Origin of the sequence: Shewanella xiamenensis, from assembly GCF_014647135.1 — a bacterium.
GTDB lineage: Bacteria > Pseudomonadota > Gammaproteobacteria > Enterobacterales > Shewanellaceae > Shewanella > Shewanella xiamenensis.
Window position 1 is genome coordinate 253,427 of sequence record NZ_BMOP01000002.1, and the last position, 19,362, is coordinate 272,788.

Consider the following 19,362-nt stretch of genomic DNA (forward strand, 5'->3'; position numbering starts at 1 on the left):
CTCTACCGCTTTTTTACAACGCATCATCACAGCGTCGAGAATTACAATCTGCGCGCTTCAATCACGCTATCGACTTGGGAGAGCTTAGATAACACCCGCGATAAGCCATCGAGGTTGTATAGCTCTAATTCCAGCTCAATGGCTGCCGTCTGATTCTTAATATCCGATGAGGAGCTCATGGCGAGTACATTGGATTTTTCGGCGGCGAGTACTGAGGTGAGATCCCGCAATAAGCCGCTGCGATCATGGGCTAAGACGCGCAGGCGCATGCGATAACCACCTGAATAGTTCTCGCCCCAAACCACATCGACGCCACGTTCTGGGTGAACGCGCATTAACTCTTTCACCTGCTCACAGTCGGAGCGATGCACCGAAATACCGCGCCCTTTAGTGATAAAGCCTAAAATCTCATCCCCAGGCACGGGCTGGCAGCAACGGGCGATATGGCTGAGTAAGTTACCCACGCCATTCACTTCCACCTGCCCACGGCTGTTGGTACCAGATTTGGGTTGGCTCTTCTTAACTAATTCTTCAACTGCATCTTCTTCGCTCGCCTCATCGAGGCGCAACTTACTCTGGATATGGTTAACAACCTGATGTAAACGCACATCACCGCCACCGATGGCCGCAAGCAAGTCGTCCATACTTGCCATGTTAAAACGTTCAACAGCGATGGCAGCATCTTTGATTTTAAGGCTCACTCGCGCCAGCTCGGCTTCGAGCATTTCTTTACCGGCGATAATGTTTTTATCGCGGTCTTGCTGCTTAAACCAATGCTGAATTTTCGAGCGCGCCCGCGATGTGCGGATATAACCTAAGTTTGGATTGAGCCAATCGCGCTTAGGATTGGGGTGCTTCGAGGTAATGATCTCGATACGCTCACCCGTTTCAACCTGATAAGTAAACGGCACAATGCGGCCATCGACCTTAGCACCGATACACTTATGGCCGACCTGCGAGTGAATATAGTAAGCAAAGTCGAGCACGGTTGAGCCAAGTGGCAAGTCGACCACTTCACCGCTTGGGGTAAACACATAGACTCTATCTTCAAACACTTGGCTGCGGACTTCTTCAACCAAGTTGCCGCTTTCGACCACGTCCTCCTGCCATTGCAGAATTTTACGCAGCCAATTGATTTTTTCTTCGTAACCGCTTTGCTTACCGGAGTGATTACCCTCTTTGTATTTCCAGTGCGCGGCAACCCCCAGCTCTGCATCTTCATGCATATCTTGGGTACGAATTTGAATTTCAACGGTTTTACCCTCTGGCCCCACCACAACAGTATGGATGGATTGATACCCGTTAGGTTTAGGGTTGGCCACGTAATCGTCGAACTCGCGCGGGATATGGTGCCAAAGTGTATGCACCACCCCTAAGGCGCCGTAGCAGTCCTGCAAACGTTCGGTGACAATCCGCACGGCGCGCACGTCAAACAACTCATCAAACTTGAGGTGTTTGCCCTTCATCTTACGCCAGATGCTGTAGATATGTTTTGGACGACCATACACCTTAGCGCGGATATGATCCTCATCGAGGCGTTGTTGCAACTGTTCAACAAATTTTTCGATATAGACTTCGCGGTCTAACCGCTTACCATCAAGCTGTTTGGCAATATCCTTGTAGGTATCTGGATGCAGATAACGGAAGGAAATATCTTCTAATTCCCACTTTAACTGACCAATACCCAAACGGTTAGCGAGCGGCGCATAGATATCGGCGATTTCGCGGGCCAGCAAGACGCGAGTTTCTTCGTCGGCATTTTTCACGGCGCGCAGCAAACAAACACGCTCGGCCAGTTTTATCACCACGGCGCGCACGTCTTCGACCATCGCCAGCAACATGCGGCGGATATTGTCGATTTGCGGCTCGGTTGAGCGGCTATTGGGATTGATTTTTAACGCGCCAATAGCATCCATGGTCACCACGCTGGCGACTAAACGCGCCAGCGGCTCACCAAACTTTTCTTTGATCGCTTCTTCGTCTAATAAGCCCGCATCAAACACCACAAACAGGATGGCCGCTTGCAGCGTCTCAATGTCCATATTCAGAGGCGCGAGGATTTCAATCATCTCGCGGGCACGTTCAAGCAGTTCTCTTTTCGCGGCAGGACTCTTAGCGGGTAAAGCATCGACCTGCTCAATCAGGTCGAGTAAGGTTTGCGCCTCATCGACATGACTAACATAGCGAGCCACCCACTCTTCAAGATGAAAATCGGGATCATTAAAGTGCGCTTCGCGAACAGAGACCATCTTAATTTGTTTCCTTATTCGTGCTCAGAGAAAAGTGGCACCACCTCGGCACTCCTATCTTCAGCATTGGCACGGACTTGTCAAACCCAACGAGACGAAACTTCACATTTTTTACGTTATTCAAACGCTTTGCTTACTTTACACACGAATAACGCGGGCAAATGAGAAAACCTTGCCCGACATACAAGACTTATTTTGCAAGCTCAAACAACGCCATGGCTTCGATATGATGTGTCTGCGGGAACATATCGATTAAGCCTAACTTTTGTAACTTGTAGCCACGTTCGAGCAACACCGCACTGTCGCGGGCTAAGCTCGCCGGATTACAAGACACATACACCACTTGGCGGGGTTTCATCTTCTTAAGCCATTGCAAACTCTCAAATGCACCCGCGCGTGCTGGATCGAGTAGCAATTTATCAATCTTACCCATCCAAGGCTCGCAGGATAAATCGGCACTTAAGTCGCCATGGTAAAAGGTTAAATTGCTTAAGCCATTTGCCGCCGCGTTTTCACGGGCTTGGCTAACCATTTCTGGCACCCCTTCAACCCCAATCACTTCGGCGCCCAGTTTAGCTAAAGGCAAACTGAAGTTCCCCATACCACAGAAGAGATCGAGAATGCGCTCACCCGGCTGCGGTGCTAACCAGTCTAACGCCTGCGCCACCATGGCCTTGTTAATTTGCGCATTGACTTGCACAAAGTTGCCAGGGGTAAAGGTTAAGCTCACAGGCGTTGCATCGGCTTTATCATCGAGCAGCTGATAGACGGGCAATAACAGCGAGCCATTCACCCCATGGAACTCGCCGTCGTTGTCTTGCAAACAAATATGGATTTGATGCTGCTCGGCAAACTGCGCAAGCTTAGCCATATCCTTATCGTTTAAGGTTTTTGTGATTCGAATTACCGCAAAATGACCATTGTCGGCATCAATCAATTCTAAGTGCCCAAGGCTTGATTTCGCCGCCAGTTGATTAAGTAACTTAGCAAACGGGGCGATTAAATCCGCTAAGGGCTTAGCCAAGACTAAACAGCTATCAATAGGTACGACTTGGTTGCTGCTTGAGGCACGAAACCCAAGGCTTAACTGCTTGGTATTTTTATCAAATAGGGTCGCAAGGCGTGCGCGGCGGCGATAGTGCCAGCCTTCGCCGGTCAATGCGGGCACTGAGTTGCCTTCGGCGCCAGCAAATTTGGCCATAATATCAATCAAGGCCGCCGACTTATGCTCACGCTGGCCAGCTAATGACATATGCTGCAAATCACAGCCACCACAGCTTTGGTAGTGTGGACATAACGGCAAAACCCGCTCAGCGCTTGGCGTCTCGACTTTAATAAGCTTGGCTCGGGCATAGTTTTTCTTTTGTTCGGTCAGCTGCGCCTGCACGGTTTCACTGGGCAAGGCGCCGGGGATAAATACGACTTTTCCCTGATGTTGTGCTATACCTGCCCCAAGGTGATCGAGCTGTTGCACGCTAAAGGATTGCTTCGCGGACAATTGCTTGGAACTATTTGGTTTTGCTTTAAAAAATTGTGCCATTCCGGCCTCTAAATCAATAAAAAACTGGTCAAGACCGCCCTTTTTCTGGCAGTCTTATAAAATTATATCGTCCCTAGAACTTAGGAAACTGCGCTGCGGCTATGAACCCTGTCAACAACATGACCAAATACAGCTTACGTTCCTGGGTTCTGGTGCTTGCGCTTGCGCCGACGATCTTAGTCGGTATTCTGCTGGGCAGCTACTTTACCATAAATCGCTTCTATGAACTCGAAGATACGCTGATTGAACAGGGCAGTAATATTATCGAGCCTTTAGCAATTGCCAGCGAAGTGGGACTGGTCGGTAATGATAGGGAAGCAACGAAAAGACTCCTTGCCGCAGCCCAACTCAATAAATCCACGCTGGTTAAATCGATTGCGATTTTTGATATCCATAATCAACTCTTTGTTACATCGCACTACCATAAAGATTTCGAGATCATGCGCTACAAAGAGGCGCTAACCAATCTGCACAAAACCGAAATTGAACATGTAGGCGACAGCCTTATTCTACGCACACCGATCTTTGCCACCGCTCAGCCTACGGGTGGCGAGCCTGCAAATTTTGATATCCAAACCGATAATGGCGAGTTACTCGGCTATATTTCGGTCATTATCAATAAAGAACGCGCCTTGCTAGAGCAACACAGAGCCGCCGTGGCCGCCTTTATTATCGTGTTGATTGGGGTGCAATTGAACCTGTTGTTTACCTTTCGTCTGGTTAAAAACGTCACCCAGCCGATTACCGAAATGGTGCGGGTGGTCGCCAAAATCCGTGAGGGTAAACTGGATGCGCGGCTCGAAGGCAATCTTATCGGCGAGCTGGATCTGCTAAAACGCGGCATTAATGCCATGGCAGGATCGTTATCGGAATACCACGATGAGATGCAGCAAAATATCGATCAGGCGACATCGGATCTGCGGGAAACCTTAGAACAAATTGAGATCCAAAACGTCGAGCTCGATTTAGCCAAAAAACGCGCGTTAGAAGCTAGCCGCATTAAGTCAGAGTTTTTGGCGAATATGTCCCATGAACTGCGAACACCGCTTAATGGTGTGATTGGTTTTGCGCGCCAACTCGTTAAAACCCCGCTGCACTCGAGCCAAGTCGATTACATTAATACCATTGAGCGCAGCGCGACTAATCTACTGGCGATTATCAACGATATCCTCGACTTCTCGAAACTTGAAGCCGGCAAAATGGTGTTAGAAAACATGCCATTCGGCCTAAGGGAAACCTTGGGTGAAACCATCACTTTAATCTCCGGTAGCGCGCAGGCCAAAGGGCTGGAATTGGTCGTCGATATTGCGCCCAACGTCCCCGACAACGTTAACGGCGATGCCATGCGAGTGTGCCAAATTATCAATAATTTAGTGGGCAATGCTATCAAGTTTACCGACTCAGGCAGCGTACTGGTTAAATTAGAATTACAAGCGCAGACCGATGAACAAGTGGTGCTGCGCTGTGATGTTATCGATACTGGGATTGGGATTGATGAAAGTCAGCAAGACTTCCTGTTCCAAGCCTTTGGTCAAGCGGACTCCTCGATTTCCCGCCGCTTTGGCGGAACAGGGCTTGGATTAGTCATCACCAAACGCCTCGTCAACCAAATGGGCGGGCAAATTGGCTTTACCTCGTCAGTGGATAAGGGCTCGAACTTCTGGTTTACGCTGCCTTTGGGCCTTGGTCAATTCCAAATTGGTGATTCACTACCGCTTGAAAAACTGAAAGATAAAACCGTGCTCTTTTATGAGCCCAGAGTGCTCACCCATTCAGTGATTAGTCGCCAACTAACACAGTGGGATACTAAGGTCACTCATCATCAACATATTCCTAGTTTGCTGACAACCCTATCAACGACTGAGCATCCGTTTGATTATGTGTTATTGAGTTGCCATGGATTTAGCAATCCCAATCAATTGGTGAGTACGTTAAATCTAGCCAAGACAAAAACAGATTGTTTAGTCGTGCTATTCGACTGCCAAGAGCAAGACATGTTAAGTCAGTTTATTCGCCCCAATGCTGACGTGGTATTGTCTCTGCCAGTAAGCGAGCACCAACTGGCGCGTAATATGCTCTATCCACCAATGGAATATGACCTATTACCACCCGCAAATATTACAGTTCCAGCGGCGCGCCAATCGCTTACCGTATTAGCGGTGGACGATAACTTCGCCAATTTAAAACTGATTGATACGCTGCTTAACGAACTAGTCACTACCGTTATCGCTGTCAATAGCGGTGAAGAAGCGGTAAAACAGGCAAAGACTCGCACTTTTGATCTTATCTTTATGGATATCCAGATGCCGGGCACCGATGGCATCAGTGCGACCAAGCAAATTCGCCAAGGGTCGATGAACCGCAATACGCCGATTATTGCCGTAACCGCCCATGCCATTGCCGAGGAACGTGAGCTAATTTTAGGTAGTGGCATGGATGGTTATTTGCCCAAACCCATAGATGAAGCCGCACTTAAAGCAGAGATTAACCGCTGGATTACTCGGCCCAAATTCACTCACTTTGATTTACATACCCTCAACTGGGATCTTTGCTTAACCCAAGCTAACCATAAGTCTGACCTAGCATTAGATATGCTACGCATGTTATTGGAATCGTTACCTCAAACGGTCTCGGCGATAGAGACGGCACTGAGTCAAAACGATCAAACCACGATGCTCAGCACTATCCATAAACTTCATGGCGCCAGTTGCTATTGCGGGGTGCCGACCACACAGCGATTATGCCAAGAGATTGAATCGGCATTGAAACGTGATGCCCGTGTCGAAGATCTCGAACCGGAAATACTAGAGTTACTTGATGAGCTAACTAAGGTAGAATCGGCGGCAAAACAAGTGCTATCACAGCTATCAGCGGAAATAACAGATGACCAAAAAAACGGGCTTCTTTAAGCGTTTAAAAGCGCTAGAACTACCACAGAAAAAACTCTTTGCCATTGCCCTTTGCCAACGAATGTTGCCTAACTATCAACTGTTTTCAGAGGTTTGTGAGTTTGGTGATCCTGCGGTATTAAGCACTGTGCTCGAGCTTCTTTGGCAATCCCAGTACGACAATAAGCTGAAATTCAACATCGATGTGCATCTGCAACGCTTAGAAGATAACACCCCAGATCCTGCCGATTTTGATAGCTATGGCGTATACCCAGCAATGGATGCCGTGGTTGCACTTTCCACTTTGCTTGGGGCGATTCAAACCAACCTTGAGGAAGATATCACCAATATCAGTAAGTTATCCTCAAGCACTGTGGCGAACTATATCGAGACTATCAGCGATGTAGAGTTAACCGATGATGCCTTAGATGACTACGTCTTCGCCCATGAAGTGATGGAAGAAGAGCGCGCGCTACAAAATACCCTGCTGGAAATTATCGAAGAAAACCCTAAGATCACTGCCGAATTAGTGAAGGGTTTACGCAAAGAGATTATCGAAGCGGGTGTATCGAATATCGGGATCAGCGTCGCATAATAAACCCGTTTAAGGTCTAGGGTTTATCTCTTCAGTTGCCTTGAAAATCCGGTGATGTTACCTAACATTTTTACTGCTTAGGTAGCATCAACGACGGGTTTGAATCACCGGAGGATAGAGTTAACTCTATAACCCATTCAATATGAAAAAAATTGTTTACCAAGGTTTTATTTTAACCAATAGCGAAGGCCTTACCGATACCTGGAAACTCACCATAGGCGGGCAAAACCGTATTGGTTCTCTATTTGAATTACGCCGTTTAGTGAATTATTACCGTGAGCTTGGGATTGTGCCCGCCACCCGCGCGAGCCTGCAAGATGCGAAGCAAACGCAAAACTCCATGAGCCAAAATACTTTAAAACCCCGTAAACGTTAATCTTAAGCCATTGAAAAGAGTTCGGGCGCTTTGGATTGCATAAACTCGATAAACACCTTCACTTTCAGCGGTTGCTGACTACGCTGGTGATAAAGAATCGAAATTCTACGTTGTTCGCCAATCCATTCCGGTAAGAGCACTTTTAAACGCCCTTCTTTAATCTGTTGTTTTACAAATAATTCTGGCCCATACAGAATACCACCATGATCTAAGGTCGCCTGAATCGCGCCATGGAGATCCGTGAGCGTGAGTTTTGTTGGGCCATTAAAATAGAAAGACTCGCCATTAGGATGCTTTAAATGCCAATTAAACAGCGGCCAAACTTTGATCAACTGATGGTTTTCAAGATCATCGGGATGGATTAATTCAGGGGCATGGGCTAAATATTCCGGCGTCGCAAACAAACGATAATCAAGCTCACCTAAAGTACTCGACACCCAAGAAGAATCAGGCTGTGCACCACCGACAATCGCGACATCAATCCCTTTATCAATTAAATCCACTAACTCATTGCTTTGGGAAATGTGTAAACGAATATCGGGATATAAACGGCCAAACTCGTTTAATGCGTGAATAAAGATAATTGAAATAATTGAGATTGGCGCAGCTATCCGCAATGTGCCTTCAGGTTTATCGCTGCCAATGCCACTGAGCTCATCGAACTGTGCAATCGCACTCTGATATCGCTGAAATAACGCTAAACCTTCCTCGGTTAACCTCAGCTTACGGGTACTTCGCATAAACAATTGCTTATCGAGTTTTTCTTCAAGCTTGGCCAGCTTACGGCTCACGGTGGCGATAGGCATATCGAGCACTTTCGCGGCTTGAGAAAAACTGCCCGCATTCACCAAATGCACAAACAGATAAATTAACTGCAGCTCAGCGCCAACATCATCAGCCATGTTCAATCCCATCGTTTAGCGTGAGTGCCGCTCACAGGTATAAGGCACTAACTCATTGTGTTTTAAACGTAGAATTATTCATTTCTACGACCATAGCGCAATAGCTTCCAAGGTTAATCCTATGCTATTTTGCCAATAAGTTTACTGCGCTAACACCGATTATTGTCAATTACCCTAGGTATTATTCCCTGCTAGCGCACCCACAACGTCTTCTTGCGGGAAAGCAAAAACACAAAAGGATGAGTGAGGGATATGACCATTTTAACCCCTCTGTTTGCCGTCTTCGGGATCATGCTGCTCGGCACACTTGTACAAAAACTGCGTTTTCTCCCAGTAGAAACCGACCAAGTGCTCAATCAATATGTCTACTATATTGCGTTTCCTGCCATTCTCTTGATTGCACTGGCCCAGCAACCGATCCAAGAAATTCTGCAATGGGGATTTATTGCAGGCTATAGCGCCGCCATGCTGATGATTTATCTGATTTGTGTTGGTATATCCTTACTTTTCAATCCTAAACAGCATGCAATTGCCGCCGTGCGCGCCTTAAATGCCACCTTTGGCAATACCGCATTTATTGGTATTCCGCTGCTGGTGATTATATTTCCTGAACAACAAAGCGCCCTAGTTGCCGCCGCCATAGCCAGTTTATTGTCCGTGCTTATGTTTGCCGTGGCCTTGGTCTCGCTGGAGCTTACGACAAATACCCACAGACAACACCACGCCGTAGTGATCATGTGTTTAGCTGTGGTTAAAAATCCCATCGTTATCGGCTGCTTTATCGGCATTGCAATTTCGGCATTGGGGATAACACTACCCTCTGGCGTAGCGATGATGATCCAACAAATTGGCAATACCTCAAGCCCCTGCGCTTTATTTGCCGTTGGCATGGTATTAGCCAAAGCCATGCGCTACCAAAAAGATAGCAAGGTATTTAGCCTGACGAATCTTATCGAACTTAGCCTTATCAACCTCTTTAAATTAATCCTACAACCCGCATTGGTTTTCTTCATGCTTAAAAGCGTTGGCGTTAGTGGAGATTACTTAGTGATGGGTGTAATCCTCAGTGCCTTACCTACGGCGGCCAGCGTCTATTTACTTGCTCAGCGCTATAACACCCAAGCCTCAACCAGTGCGCAGGGGATATTATTTGGCACTATAGTGACTTTTTTTAGCTTACCTATTTTAGAACAACTTGTTAAAACCTATTCATAAACAAGCGATTAAACTCTAGCTCATTGCAATGTGTCGAATATTTACCCAAAGCCACTTTACTGTATATAAAATCAGTATATACTGTTTATCAATACAGTGATTTGGTAAGTTTTTCGACAGGAACTCATTATGCTTTGCCAACTCAGCATCAATAATTTCGCTATCGTTCGTTTTCTCGAACTGGATTTTCGTCCCGGTATGACCAGCATTACTGGTGAAACTGGCGCAGGTAAATCCATCGCCATCGACGCATTAGGTTTGTGCCTAGGTAATCGTGCCGATGCCAGTAGTGTTCGCCCTGGTGCAAGTAAAACCGAAGTCAGTGCTCGATTTTCACTACACGATGTTCCCCTTGCCAAACGTTGGCTCGAAGATAACGATCTCGAACTTGATGATGAGTGTATTCTGCGTCGAACTATTGGCAGTGATGGCCGCTCACGCGCCTACATTAATGGCAATCCTGTGCCGTTAACTCAACTGAAATTACTCGGGCAATTGCTGGTCGGTATTCATGGTCAGCACGCCCACCACGCTATGCTAAAGAGTGATCATCAACTCACCTTGCTCGACAGCTACGCCAATCACAGACTACTGATAGACACAGTGGCAGCAAGCTATCAACGCTGCAAACAAATCGAAGCCGAACTCAAGCAATTAGAAGCCTCACAGCATGAACGTATTGCCCGAAAACAACTGGTGCAATATCAAGTTGAAGAGCTAGATGAATTCGACCTCAAGATCGGTGAATTTGAAGATATTGAGCAAGAGCATAAACGCCTCGCCAATGGCACTGAACTGGTGGATAGCTGCCAAGCCAGCCTATATTTACTCACAGATGGCGAAGAGAGCAATATTGAATCACTGCTTAACAAGGCTGTAAGCCTTGCTGAAAATTTGCAAAGCTACGATCCCGCATTAACCAATGTCAGTACCATGTTGAATGAGGCCCTCATTCAAGTACAAGAGAGCGCGGGAGAATTACAGCATTACCTGAGTAAACTCGAACTCGATCCCGCACATTTTGCCTATTTAGAGGAACGACTCTCAAAGGCTATGCAACTGGCCCGTAAGCATCATGTTAGCCCTGACAAATTAGCCGAACATCATTTGGCGCTCAAAGCGGAACTCACAACCCTCGATGACGATGAAACTAAGTTAGAGGAAATCCAACTCCAAGTTGAAGCGAGTAAAACAGCTTATTTAGCGAACGCACAAAAACTGAGCCAGAGCCGCGCCCGTTATGCAAAAGAACTGGATAAGTTAGTGACTCAATCTATCCACGAACTCAACATGCCCAAGGGTAAGTTCACCATTGAAGTGAATTTTAATCCCGAGATTATGTCGGTAAATGGCAGCGATAACATCGAGTTTATGGTCACAACCAACCCTGGCCAGCCTTTACAACCGATTTCACGGGTAGCCTCTGGCGGTGAATTGTCGCGTATCGGTTTAGGCATCCAAGTGATTACCGCGAAAAAGGTTGCCACTCCTACCCTGATTTTCGACGAGGTGGATGTGGGAATTTCAGGCCCGACCGCTGCAGTGGTTGGCAGAATGCTGCGTAGTCTAGGGGAATCGACTCAAGTACTTTGTGTAACCCATTTACCTCAAGTTGCTGGTAATGGCCATCAACATATGTTTGTGAATAAATTCAACAAGGCGGGCAGTACAGAAACCACAATGATGCCTTTGGATAGGGAGCAACGTATCCAAGAATTAGCCAGACTTCTTGGTGGCGATACAATTACTTCTAACACTCTCGCCAATGCACGAGAACTATTACAGTAAAAATACAGTAAGCCACTGCAACGAAAATAAAGCTTGATAGCCAATGCCTTATCTACAGCAGATAATGCATTGGCATTTATAGGGTAACGAACTTTAGTTTGGGTTAACTAAAGATATTATTGGCTAATAAAGACAATTACTTGCAGGCAAATAAGTGCAAAAAATCCTGCTAATACATCGTCTATCATAATGCCAAAACCACCTTCAACTTTGGCGTCGAGCCAACGTATCGGCCAAGGTTTTAGGATATCGAATAGCCGAAACAGCACAAAACCGACAGCGAGCCACAGAATACCAGCGGGGGCGGCAATCATAGTGATCAATAAACCTGCAACTTCATCCCATACAATCGCGCCATGGTCATGTACGCCCATGTCCTTAGCGGCCTTATCGCAGATATAAATCCCCGCGAGTACGCACACTAAGGTCACGGCTAAATACCAACTCAAGGGCAACTGGGCCAATAATAAATAGAGCGGGACTGCCGCCAAGGTACCAAAAGTACCTGGAGCCTTAGCCGCTAAACCACTGCCAAAACCAAGGGCTAAAAAATGAATAGGATTTTTAAGGGACAGGCGCGACAGCGCCTGATCTTGGGATAACAACTTCATTAAAAATGCTCAAAACCGTGGTACGGTGGCGTAAATAGCTCACCATTAAGTTGCAACTTAAGCTTACTGCCCGCACAGATTTGCCCAACACGGACAAACTTAGTGCCAGCATGGCTGAGGGCGGTTTCTAACGCACCTTTTTGTGCCTCAGGCACGGTAAAGAGCAGTTCATAATCCTCGCCCCCCGTCAGCGCATAGCCTAATGCATGTTCTTCGCTCACGGTATCTTGCATCGCACGCGACAAAGGAATCGCCCCCACATCGACTACAGCGCCAACCTTTGATGCCTTGAGGATATGCCCAATATCCGAGATAAAACCATCGGATAAATCGATGGCACTGGATGCCAAAGAGCGCAATGATTGCCCAGCCAATACTCGAGGAGTGGGTCGATAATGGCGATTAATCAAAAACTCTTTATGCTCCGCTCGCGCATGTTGCACGCCGCGGATCAAGTCCAGCCCTAACGCAGAATCACCAAGCGTACCCGTTACATAAATCCAGTCACCGGCCTTAGCGCCATGACGGGTCAAGGCTTTGCCATGGGGGACTTGCCCGTGCACTGTGATATTAATTGCCCTAGGCCCGCGAGTTGTGTCACCACCTATTAAGGCGATGCCATAATATTCTGCCGCTTCAAACAGGCCTTCACTAAAACCACTCAGCCAGGTCTCGTTAACCTCTGGCAAAGTGAGTGCAAGCGTCATCCACGCAGGCTCGGCCCCCATTGCCGCTAAATCAGAAAGATTTACAGCTAAGGCTTTGTAACCTAAGGCTTGAGGTGGAATATCGGGGAAGAAGTGAACATTTTCGACTAAGGTATCGCAGGAAATGGCGATCGACTTGTTTTCGGCGGGCTGCACAAGGGCGCAATCGTCGCCAATACTCAATTTGACATCACGGCGTGCTGGGCCGCGGTGATTGAAATAACATTCAATAAGCTGGAATTCTTTCACTGTACAGTTTGGCGCGACTCACATCGGCCACCTTTGTTAGCAATGAAAAACGGTATCCTAAGATACCGTTTGTCCTTATTACTTACGTGCAACCAGTTTGTCGAGTAATCCATTAACAAACTTATGGCTTTCATCCGCACCGAAAGCTTTAGCCAATTCAATCGCCTCGTTAATGGCAACTTTAAATGGCACATCTTTACGGAAAGTCAGCTCATAGGCCGCTAGGCGTACTATGGCTTTCTCCACTGGAGACACCTCATCAATGGGGCGATCTAAGTGTGGAATGATCAACTCATCCAATTGGGTTTTCTTAGTTGCTACGCCTGCAAATAGCTCACGAAAATAAGCTACGTCTACACCATCGAGACTCTGTTCAGTTAAAAACTCATGCTCGACATCGGCAATATTATTCCCGCTTAGTTGCCATGAATAAATGGCTTGAACGGCTAAACGGCGGGCCTTGCGGCGCTCAGAAGGCTTCATTATTTTTCCTACTATTACAACTGTTGTTCAAGCTGTTGCAGAACGTTGACCATTTCAAGCAAGCTTAGCGCAGCTTCGCCGCCCTTGTTACCCGCTTTAGTACCTGAACGCTCAATAGCTTGTTCAATGGTATCTGTCGTCAATACACCGAAGGCAACGGGCAGATCGAACTCTAATGCGATTTGAGCTAGACCTTTGTTACATTCGCCTGCAACAAAATCAAAATGAGGGGTACCACCACGGATCACAGCACCAAGTGCAATGATACCGTCAAACTTACCACTTGCGGCAACACGACGTGCAGCCAGTGGTAACTCAACCGCACCAGGTACACGGACGACAGTGATGTTTTCATCACTGACTTGGCCAAAACGTTTCAGCGTGTCAAGTGCACCTTCAAGCAGGCTCTCAACTAAAAAGCTGTTAAAACGCGAAATTACAATCGCAACTTTGGCATTCTTCGCTTCGATATTACCTTGAACTACGTTCATTTTCTTACCTAATTTAGCTAAAGCACCCGGCTTGGGCGAAAAGTGGCGACATAATACCACAGTCAATCGCCCACAGCCCTATGCAAATTATACAAATGATTAATTTTACCTTAGTGTAACGTCTAACAAGCTCGGCCTGTTACTCCGCCACGTATTCGGTCACTTCAAGCCCAAAGCCTGAGAGTGAATGGTAACGCTTAGGCGAGCTTAAGAGTCGCATTTTAGTTACTCCAAGGCTGGCAAGGATTTGCGAGCCAACACCCACGCGGCGTGAAGTACCTTGCCATTTTGCTGGTGCGGGAGCCTGACCTTGATCTTCCGCCTCAAAGGCTTTGACTTTAGCGAGAATTTCACAGGTATGCTCTTGATTGCCCAGCAGCACCAACACTCCACCTTCGGCAGAAATGCGCTCCATGGCTTTTTCAAGCGGCCAGCTACGCTGCTGATCGCGCTCTGAGTGGAGTAAATCGTTGAAGGTATTTTGTAAGTGTACGCGCACTAAACAATCCGGTTTCACCTCGCCCTTCACTAAGGCAAAGTGCAGTTGATTGTCGATAGTGTCCCTAAAAGTCACCATGTCGAACTCGCCAAAGCGGGTTGGCAGCTTACATTTAGCTTCGCGCACGACAGTGGTTTCTTTGGTGTTGCGATATTCGATAAGCGCCGCAATAGTGCCGATTTTAATCCCATGCAATTCAGAGAAAATCTCTAAATCAGGGCGACGGGCCATAGTGCCGTCTTCATTGAGGATCTCAACAATCACACCCGATGGCTCAAGCCCCGCTAAACGGGCTAAATCACAACCCGCCTCAGTGTGACCTGCGCGGGTTAACACGCCGCCGTCCTGCGCCATTAATGGGAAGATATGACCAGGTTGTACTAAATCCGATGCCTTGGCATCTTTTGCTACGGCCGCTTTCACCGTGACAGCGCGATCGTGGGCCGAAATCCCGGTGGTTACGCCTTCTGCCGCTTCAATCGATACCGTAAAGTTAGTCGAGAACTGCGCATTGTTGTTAGTCACCATCAAGGGCAGATTTAACTGCTGGCAACGGGCTTTAGTCATGGTTTGGCAGATGAGCCCGCGGCCGTATTTCGCCATAAAGTTGATCGCTTCAGGCGTGACCAGCTCGGCCGCCATAATCAGGTCGCCTTCGTTTTCTCTGTCTTCGTCATCCATCAAAATAACCATTTTGCCTTGACGAATATCCTCGATGATCTCTTCTATACTGTGCAGCGCCATTGTAGGACCTTTATGATTTTACTGTTGTTATGAAATTCTATACCTAAGTGAGCTAAGTGCCAGTGCCCTAACGCACAAAGCCAGCACGGGCTAACATTTCCATGGTCACCCCACCGCCTTGGGTTTCTTTAGTATCAAAGCGCATTAAACGCTCTAAATAGCGGGCGATTAAATCCACTTCAATATTCACCTTATCGCCGGCTTTCAAATCCACCAGTGTGGTTTCACCCGCCGTATGAGGCACTATGGTTAAACGAAAACGGTGTCCATCGACCTCGTTTACCGTGAGGCTCACGCCATCGATGGTGATAGAACCTTTATGGGCGATATAGCGAGCCAGCTCAGTTGGCGCCGCTAACCAAAACTCAATCGCTTGACCACGAGCAAGACGCTGCTCTACGGTGGCAATGCCATCCACATGGCCGCTCACCATGTGCCCGCCGAGGCGAGTTGTCGGGGTAACGGCTTTTTCAAGATTAACCTTAGTACCCACTTTGTAGTTAGCAAAGCCTGTGAGACTGACAGTTTCAGCCGACACATCCGCCACATAGCCATCGGCTAATTGCTGAACCACAGTCAAACACACACCATTGGTGGCGATACTGTCGCCTAAACGCACATCGCTTAAATCCAGTTTGCCACTGGCGACCGTTAAGCGAATATCATCGCCTTTACGTTCTAGCTTTCGCAGCGTGCCAACGGCCTCAATAATCCCAGTAAACATGGCTAACTCACTTATTCGATAAAGATGGATTGGACTCGAGCCTCAAGGTGAGGCGCGTATCTGCGCCCACTTTACGCTCATCGACCAATTTGAGGGGCGGAATATCGGCCATCATTTGATAATCGGGTAATTCAAGTAGATTACGTCCTTGGCCGCCAAGAATTTTCACCGCTTGATACAGTACTAACTCATCGGCTAATCCCGCGCCGATAAAGGCACCAGCTAAGGTCGCGCCCGCTTCGATAAGCACCTGATTACAGCTTTTGCCTAAATAGCTTAAGAGTGTGGGCAGCGAGATTCGACCATCAATCGCCGGTAATTGAAGACAAGTCACATGGGACGGCAACTGCGCCATAAAGGCTGGCGAGTATGGCTCAGTTGAGACTAATAAAATCGGCGATTCAATCGCAAGCAAGGCTGCCTTAATCGGCATGCGGCAGCGACTGTCTAAAATCACCCGTAGCGGTTGTAAAATTTGCGCCTCACTCAATAGTGAGTTAAGACTGCCAAGCTCTGAGTAACGCACATTGAGGGATGGATCATCGGCCAGTACGGTTTCAATCCCAGTGACCAGTGCGCAGGCGCGCAAACGTAAGCGCTGCACATCGCGGCGAGCTTCGGGGCCTGTAATCCACTTAGAGACACCATTGGATAATGCGGTTTTACCATCGAGGCTCGCGGCAAGCTTTACCGTCACCCAAGGTAGGCCCGACTCCATGCGCTTCATAAAACCAAGATTTAAAGCATAGGCCTCATCGCGATGTAAACCGACATCCACTTGAATGCCCGCATCGCGCAGCATTTGAATACCGCGACCACCGACCTGAGGATTGGGATCTTCAACCGCCACCACCACACGTTTTACACCTATGTTGATCAACGCCAAGGCGCAGGGCGGCGTACGACCATAATGGCTGCAAGGCTCTAAGGTGACATAGGCGGTCGCGCCACGGGCAAGCTCGCCAGCCATGCGCAGTGCATGCACCTCGGCGTGGGGCTCGCCGGCTTTTTGATGATAACCTTCACCGACAATCTGATTATCTTTTACGATAACGCAGCCCACACTGGGATTGGGGCGAGTGGTATAAAATCCTTTGCGAGCCAGTTGTATGGCTCGGCTCATCATCTGGTTATCGAGTTCTGACCAATTCATATAAACCCTATGAAATCTTGAGGAAGCGTGCCCGAATGCGGCGCATAACGAGGCGCTAACCTAAGCGCTAACCTAAGATAACCCATGTTACTTTTGCAGTTTCGCAATCGCCTCACCAAATTCGGAGACGTCTTCAAAGGCGCGATAAACCGAGGCAAAACGAATATAGGCAACCTTATCCAGGCTCATTAACTGTTCCATCATCAAGTTACCTATCATCTCGGATGGCACTTCGCGCTCGCCAGTAGCGCGCAGCGTTGACTTGATTTTACTTAAGGCCTGTTCGATTTCATCCATAGACACGGGGCGCTTTTCGACCGCGCGTAACATGCCTGCTTGCAGCTTTTCTTCATCGAAGGGTTGGCGCGTGCCATCGCGTTTAATCACCCGTGGCATGACTAATTCAGCCCCTTCGAAGGTAGTAAATCTTTCGTGGCATTCGGTGCATTCTCGGCGACGACGCACTTGATGGCCTTCCGCCACTAATCGGGAATCGATCACTTTAGTATCTGTCGCGCTGCAAAATGGACAATGCATTGAGCCTCCTGCCGTGAATGGAATAAAGCCTGTGGCTTTCGCTGTTTCTCGCTTAAACCGAGCGGGTTTAAGTCTAAGATTTTAGCAATAAAAATGGCCGCTTAATGCGGCCATGGGATTTTATCCTATTTATCGGCTGAGGTTAACCACCTAAGAGTGACACCCTAAGCAGTTGTGAACTCAGCCGTCATATTCAGATAAATTAACGAATTAACCGTAAACAGGGAAACGGGCGCACAGTGCCAATACTTGGCCTTTTACGCGCTCGATAACCGCTGGGTTGTGGGCATCGTCGAGGATGTCACAGATCCAACCGGTTAACTCTTTCGCTTCAGCTTCTTTAAAGCCACGGCGAGTGATCGCAGGCGTACCAATACGTACACCAGAGGTCACGAATGGAGAACGTGGATCGTTTGGCACAGAGTTTTTGTTTACTGTGATGTTTGCGCTACCTAACGCGGCATCGGCTTCTTTACCCGTCAGGTCGCGACCGATTAAGTCCACCAGCATTAAGTGGTTGTCAGTACCGCCTGAAACGATTTTGTAACCGCGCTCTAAGAACACTTCAACCATGGCTTTAGCGTTCTTAACCACTTGTTGTTGGTAAGCTTTGAACTCTGGCTCTAAAGCTTCTTTGAAGGCGACCGCTTTACCCGCGATAACGTGCATCAAAGGACCGCCTTGACCGCCTGGGAATACCGCTGAGTTCAGCTTCTTGTACAGCTCTTCATCGTCGGCAGCAGACAGAATGATACCACCACGAGGACCGGCTAAGGTCTTGTGAGTAGTTGACGTCACAACGTGAGCGTGTGGCACAGGGTTTGGATACACACCAGCGGCGATAAGACCCGCAACGTGCGCCATGTCGACAAACAGGTAAGCACCGATTTTGTCTGCAATTTCGCGCATTCTTGCCCAGTCAACGATGCCTGAGTAAGCAGAGAAACCACCGATCATCATCTTAGGCTTATGTTCAACCGCCAGACGTTCCATTTCGTCGTAGTCGATTTTGCCTGATTCATCGATGCCGTAAGGAATGATGTTGTACAGTCTACCAGAGAAGTTTACAGGTGAACCGTGGGTCAAGTGACCACCATGAGCGAGGTTCATACCTAAAACGGTATCGCCTGGTTTTAACAATGCCATGTAAACGGCGCTGTTTGCTTGAGAACCTGAGTGAGGTTGTACGTTTGCGTAAGTCGCACCAAACAGTTGTTTTGCACGCTCAATCGCTAAGGTTTCAACTACGTCCACATACTCACAACCACCGTAGTAACGCTTGCCTGGGTAACCTTCGGCGTACTTGTTGGTTAATTGTGAACCTTGCGCTTGCATCACGCGTGGACTGGTGTAGTTTTCAGAAGCAATCAGCTCAATATGCTCTTCTTGACGCAGAGTTTCGTTCTGAATTGCGTTGAACAGTTCCGGATCATAATCTGCGATATTCATATCTTTTTTCAGCATTGCTTACTCCAGCTGCCAATTCTTGTAGGTAGGGTTGCGCGGTATTCTACTCGTAACGAGCCGACAATCCCAGTCTCTGAAACATGAAAATCCTACAGTTTTACCTTGAACTCGCCTCAATGCCGAGTTGAGTTCGGCGCACAATCG

General features: G+C 47.8%; 17 protein-coding genes. 5 read left to right on the plus strand and 12 right to left on the minus strand.

Going from position 1 to position 19,362, the window contains the following annotated elements; translation table 11 throughout:
• Positions 1 to 41: 41 nt before the first annotated feature.
• Together relA and rlmD are read right to left on the minus strand one after the other, a co-directional pair.
• Entirely contained in the window at positions 42 to 2,249 is a 2,208-nt protein-coding gene (gene relA / locus IEY09_RS02745; RefSeq protein ID WP_188869730.1) for a GTP diphosphokinase, read from the minus strand.
• A 190-nt stretch (positions 2,250 to 2,439) separates the two neighbouring features.
• Positions 2,440 to 3,789 carry a 23S rRNA (uracil(1939)-C(5))-methyltransferase RlmD gene (gene rlmD / locus IEY09_RS02750; RefSeq protein ID WP_188869732.1) on the minus strand — a complete coding sequence of 450 codons (1,350 nt, stop codon included), beginning with the start codon at positions 3,787 to 3,789 and terminating at the stop codon, positions 2,440 to 2,442.
• A 101-nt stretch (positions 3,790 to 3,890) separates the two neighbouring features.
• On the opposite strand from rlmD, the gene barA reads away from it, so the two are divergent.
• The 3 genes from barA to IEY09_RS02765 all read left to right on the plus strand — a co-directional run bounded on the left by barA (position 3,891) and on the right by IEY09_RS02765 (position 7,648).
• The gene (gene barA, locus IEY09_RS02755) at positions 3,891 to 6,698 is read left to right on the plus strand and encodes a two-component sensor histidine kinase BarA (RefSeq protein WP_188869734.1); all 2,808 of its coding nucleotides are present in this window, start codon (positions 3,891 to 3,893) and stop codon (positions 6,696 to 6,698) included.
• A complete protein-coding gene (locus IEY09_RS02760) occupies positions 6,673 to 7,272 on the plus strand; it encodes a YjaG family protein (RefSeq protein ID WP_037421135.1) in 600 nt (199 codons plus the stop codon). Before barA ends, IEY09_RS02760 begins: the two co-directional genes overlap by 26 nt.
• 142 nt (positions 7,273 to 7,414) lie before the next feature.
• Complete coding sequence (locus tag IEY09_RS02765) at positions 7,415 to 7,648, plus strand: DUF3319 domain-containing protein (RefSeq protein ID WP_037421131.1); 234 nt, start codon at positions 7,415 to 7,417, stop codon at positions 7,646 to 7,648.
• Between the two features lie 2 nt (positions 7,649 to 7,650).
• Here IEY09_RS02765 and lldR read toward each other — a convergent pair whose 3' ends face one another.
• Positions 7,651 to 8,550: a LysR family transcriptional regulator LldR gene (gene lldR / locus IEY09_RS02770; RefSeq protein ID WP_037426242.1), complete on the minus strand. Its 900-nt coding sequence runs from the start codon at positions 8,548 to 8,550 to the stop codon at positions 7,651 to 7,653.
• A 252-nt stretch (positions 8,551 to 8,802) separates the two neighbouring features.
• Between lldR and IEY09_RS02775 the strand changes: the two genes are divergently transcribed.
• Complete coding sequence (locus tag IEY09_RS02775; RefSeq protein ID WP_037426245.1) at positions 8,803 to 9,765, plus strand: AEC family transporter; 963 nt, start codon at positions 8,803 to 8,805, stop codon at positions 9,763 to 9,765.
• Positions 9,766 to 9,894: 129 nt separating this feature from the next.
• Entirely contained in the window at positions 9,895 to 11,553 is a 1,659-nt protein-coding gene (recN, locus tag IEY09_RS02780) for a DNA repair protein RecN (RefSeq protein WP_144376138.1), read from the plus strand.
• 116 nt (positions 11,554 to 11,669) lie between these two features.
• Here the strand turns inward: recN and IEY09_RS02785 are convergent, their stop codons facing one another.
• The 9 genes from IEY09_RS02785 to glyA all read right to left on the minus strand — a co-directional run bounded on the left by IEY09_RS02785 (position 11,670) and on the right by glyA (position 19,215).
• Positions 11,670 to 12,164 (minus strand): phosphatidylglycerophosphatase A family protein, encoded by a 495-nt coding sequence (locus tag IEY09_RS02785; protein ID WP_188869736.1) that lies wholly within the window; start codon positions 12,162 to 12,164, stop codon positions 11,670 to 11,672.
• Entirely contained in the window at positions 12,164 to 13,120 is a 957-nt protein-coding gene (gene thiL, locus IEY09_RS02790; RefSeq protein ID WP_047534785.1) for a thiamine-phosphate kinase, read from the minus strand. Before thiL ends, IEY09_RS02785 begins: the two co-directional genes overlap by 1 nt.
• Positions 13,121 to 13,198: 78 nt before the next feature.
• Entirely contained in the window at positions 13,199 to 13,603 is a 405-nt protein-coding gene (gene nusB / locus IEY09_RS02795) for a transcription antitermination factor NusB (RefSeq protein WP_011073312.1), read from the minus strand.
• A gap of 14 nt (positions 13,604 to 13,617) precedes the next feature.
• Positions 13,618 to 14,094 carry a 6,7-dimethyl-8-ribityllumazine synthase gene (gene ribH / locus IEY09_RS02800; RefSeq protein ID WP_011073313.1) on the minus strand — a complete coding sequence of 159 codons (477 nt, stop codon included), beginning with the start codon at positions 14,092 to 14,094 and terminating at the stop codon, positions 13,618 to 13,620.
• A gap of 139 nt (positions 14,095 to 14,233) precedes the next feature.
• On the minus strand, positions 14,234 to 15,337 hold the full coding sequence (gene ribBA, locus IEY09_RS02805) for a bifunctional 3,4-dihydroxy-2-butanone-4-phosphate synthase/GTP cyclohydrolase II (protein WP_188869738.1): 1,104 nt from the start codon (positions 15,335 to 15,337) through the stop codon (positions 14,234 to 14,236).
• Positions 15,338 to 15,404: 67 nt separating this feature from the next.
• A complete protein-coding gene (locus tag IEY09_RS02810; RefSeq protein ID WP_011716201.1) occupies positions 15,405 to 16,061 on the minus strand; it encodes a riboflavin synthase in 657 nt (218 codons plus the stop codon).
• A 7-nt stretch (positions 16,062 to 16,068) separates the two neighbouring features.
• Positions 16,069 to 17,214: a bifunctional diaminohydroxyphosphoribosylaminopyrimidine deaminase/5-amino-6-(5-phosphoribosylamino)uracil reductase RibD gene (gene ribD / locus IEY09_RS02815; protein WP_188869740.1), complete on the minus strand. Its 1,146-nt coding sequence runs from the start codon at positions 17,212 to 17,214 to the stop codon at positions 16,069 to 16,071.
• Positions 17,215 to 17,301: 87 nt separating this feature from the next.
• Positions 17,302 to 17,751, minus strand: a complete 450-nt coding sequence (gene nrdR, locus IEY09_RS02820) for a transcriptional regulator NrdR (RefSeq protein ID WP_011073317.1) — start codon at positions 17,749 to 17,751, stop codon at positions 17,302 to 17,304.
• Between the two features lie 210 nt (positions 17,752 to 17,961).
• Positions 17,962 to 19,215, minus strand: coding sequence for a serine hydroxymethyltransferase (glyA, locus tag IEY09_RS02825; RefSeq protein ID WP_011625551.1), 1,254 nt, complete (start codon positions 19,213 to 19,215; stop codon positions 17,962 to 17,964).
• Positions 19,216 to 19,362 lie beyond the last annotated feature (147 nt).